Source organism: Streptomyces calidiresistens, assembly GCF_014141525.1.
GTDB classification, from domain to species: Bacteria; Actinomycetota; Actinomycetes; order Streptomycetales; family Streptomycetaceae; genus Streptomyces; species Streptomyces calidiresistens.
The window spans coordinates 1-2,679 of sequence record NZ_VKHS01000736.1 but is presented as its reverse complement, the minus strand read 5'-3'; the positions used below and the strand labels follow the sequence as shown (position 1 = coordinate 2,679).

Genomic DNA, 2,679 nt, shown 5'->3' with positions numbered 1-2,679 from the left:
TTCTGGGCCCTGGGCCTGGGCGAACCCGACCCGGGGCTGGTGCGCGGGGTGCCGATGTCCACCGTCGACACCGGTGCCGAACAGCGTCGAAGGCTCGTCGCCGCCGGCCTGCGGGTGGCGGATCTGCCGGAACTGGAGGACATGGACACCGTGGCCGAGGCCGACCGCATCGCCGCCCGGGTGGCACCCGACAGCCGTTTCGCCGAGATCTGGGGGCGCACCGTGCCCGGGGCCCCCGCCGCCGACCCGGGGAGCCCCCCACGGGTCGGGGCCCACGGGGGAGAGGGGGAGCGCGCATGACCACCGCTCCCCGTCGCGGCGTTCGTCCGGCCCGGACCGGGTCCTCCCTCCCCGGGGGCAAACGGGCCGCCCACCACCCCCTCACCCCGCGACGCGGCGCGCGTCCCGCCGGGCGCACCTGGTCCGGCGACCTCTACGCCGAGGCCCTGCGCGCCGGCTCCGGCCCGCTCTACCTGCGCGGACCCGACGGGGGACTCCTGCCCCTGGACGTGGAACGGTGGTGCGGCGGTCCGGACGAGGCCGACCGATCGGTGCTGCGCCGCTGCCGGGGCAGCGTGCTGGACGTCGGGTGCGGTCCCGGCCGGATGGTCTGCGAACTCGCCCGGCGCGGCCGTCCGGCGCTGGGCATCGACGTGGCCCGCGGCGCGGTGGAGCGCACCCGGCGCGGGGGCGGCACCGCCCTCCTCGCCTCGATCTTCGATCCGCTGCCGGCCGAGGGGCGCTGGGGCGGGGTGCTGCTGCTCGACGGGAACATCGGGATCGGCGGGGACCCGGTCCGTCTCCTGCACCGGGTGCGGGAGGTGGCCGCCCCCGGCGCCCGCCTGATCGTCGAGGCCGCTCCCGACCAGGTCGACGAGCGGGGCCCCGCCCGCCTGGACAACGGGAACGGCGCGGCCGGACCGGTCTTCCCGTGGGCCCGGGTGGGCACCGCCGCGTTGCGGGAGAACGCCGCACGAACCGGGTGGCGACCGGTGGAGGAGTGGTGGGTGGCGGATCGCCCCTTCCTGCTCCTGCGGGCGGGGGAGTGAGGCCGCCCGCCGTCACCAGCCGGTGAGCAGCAGGTGGTTGACCGCCGCGGCGGTCGCCGCCTGCGCCGGCAGCCACCACCGCACCCACCGTTCGGGGAGCAGGGCGGCGGCCGGGATCAACCACACCACGAAGGGCAGCCAGATCCGTTCGGTCTCCGCCTTGCTCATCCCCGACAGCGTCGCCACCAGCACGGCGACGGCCGCCGAGAGCACCAGCACCACCAGGGGTCCCGCGCCCCCCGGGGCCCCGCTCCCGTCCCGATCGGTGACGGGACGGTCGGGGGCGGGCTCCGGGCCGGAACCCCTCCCACCCACCGGGAGAACCCCCGGCGCGGCGGGGAAGGAGAGGCGGACCGGGTTCGCGAGCGAACCGACGCCGGCGAGGACGCCCCGCGGGCCGCGGGCGGTCGGGGCCCGATCCGCCCGCCCGCGCCGCACGACCCCGCGCGTCCACCGGGCCGCCCCGGCCACCGCCCTGCGCAGCCCGGCGATTCCCGCCGGGCCCACCGTCACGGCCAGGACGGCCAGGTTCGCCCACACGAAGTAGCCGTACGGTCGCAGCCGCGCGGCCCCCTGGTGGTAGCGCTCGACCAGCGCCTGGTACCCCTCCCACCACCAGAAACCGCCCGCCAGGAAGGCCAGGGCCACCACCGCCATCCCGGCGAGAACGGGCAGGACCGGCCGCCACGAGCGGGCCAGGAGCAGCACCGCCAGCGCCGTGGGGGCCATCAGCACCAGCCCGTAGGACAGGAAGAGCATCCACCCGAACAGCAGGCCCGCGCCGAACGCGGCGAGGCCCGGCCGACGGGTCGTCCGCCGGGCGGCGAGGGCGAGCAGGGCCACCCCCCACGCCGCGACCGCCGCGAAGTACGCGTCCGCCGACACCCCCATCCACACCGCCGCCGGCAGCAGCACCGCGAACGGCGCCACCCGGCGGGCCGCCGCGGTCCCCGCCATCGCGCGCACCGTGATCAGCACGGCGGGCACCGTCGTGGCGGCCACCAGCAGGATGAACACCGCCCCCCACACGCCCCCGCCGGCACCGATCCGGTCCAATCCCACGAAGGTCAACAGCGCCCCCGGCGGATGCCCGGCCACGTGCACCGGCCAGTTGTCCGGGGAGTCGAGCGGCACGTGGTCGGCGAAGGTGGTCAGGAACCGCCCGAGGTCGTCCACGCGGTCCACCGCCGCCAGGTACTCGTGCCGCCCGGTGAGCCGGTCGACCACCCCGCGTTCCCAGCCGTCGATCATCGCCAGCGAGAAGGTCCAGGCCAGGGAGGCGGCCCAGCCCGCCCACAGCAGGCCCCGCCAGGGCAATCGGCGGGCCAGGGCCGGGCCCCGGGCCACCACCAGAACGGCGATCAGCAGGGTGGGCACGGTTCCCGGGCCGAGGTGGGGCTCCCAGTCCGCGTACAGGGGGGGCCACCGCAGGCTGAGCCGGTTGTCCTCGTTGATCGCCGCCCCGATCACGGCGGCGAGGGCGAAGAGCGCGAACGCGGCGAGGGCGGCCACGGCGTCGTACCGTCCGGCCCGTCCGGCCCCCCGGGGCGCACCCGTGCCGTCGTCCGGGCCGTCGCGGTGCCCGGCAGGCGGGTCCCCCGGACCGGGGGGACCCGGGGGACCCGGGGGA

Annotated in this window: 2 protein-coding genes and 1 pseudogene; 2 read left to right on the top strand and 1 reads right to left on the bottom strand. The window is 77.8% G+C overall.

The window, feature by feature from the left end:
• Together FOE67_RS22150 and FOE67_RS22145 are read left to right on the top strand one after the other, a co-directional pair.
• Positions 1–300 (top strand): annotated as a pseudogene (locus FOE67_RS22150) (glycosyltransferase); the annotation flags it as partial.
• Entirely contained in the window at positions 297–1,049 is a 753-nt protein-coding gene (locus tag FOE67_RS22145) for a class I SAM-dependent methyltransferase (protein ID WP_228474163.1), read from the top strand. The pseudogene FOE67_RS22150 and the gene FOE67_RS22145, both read left to right, overlap by 4 nt.
• A 12-nt stretch (positions 1,050–1,061) precedes the next feature.
• On the opposite strand, the gene FOE67_RS29600 is transcribed toward FOE67_RS22145, so the two are convergent.
• Positions 1,062–2,561 carry a hypothetical protein gene (locus tag FOE67_RS29600; protein ID WP_323385280.1) on the bottom strand — a complete coding sequence of 500 codons (1,500 nt, stop codon included), beginning with the start codon at positions 2,559–2,561 and terminating at the stop codon, positions 1,062–1,064.
• Between the last annotated feature and the right edge of the window lie 118 nt (positions 2,562–2,679).

What these genes read in the sequence shown, in the direction of transcription:
- FOE67_RS22145 (WP_228474163.1), top strand. Translation starts at nt 297, where the DNA reads ATGACCACCGCTCCCCGTCGCGGCGTTCGTCCGGCCCGGACCGGGTCC.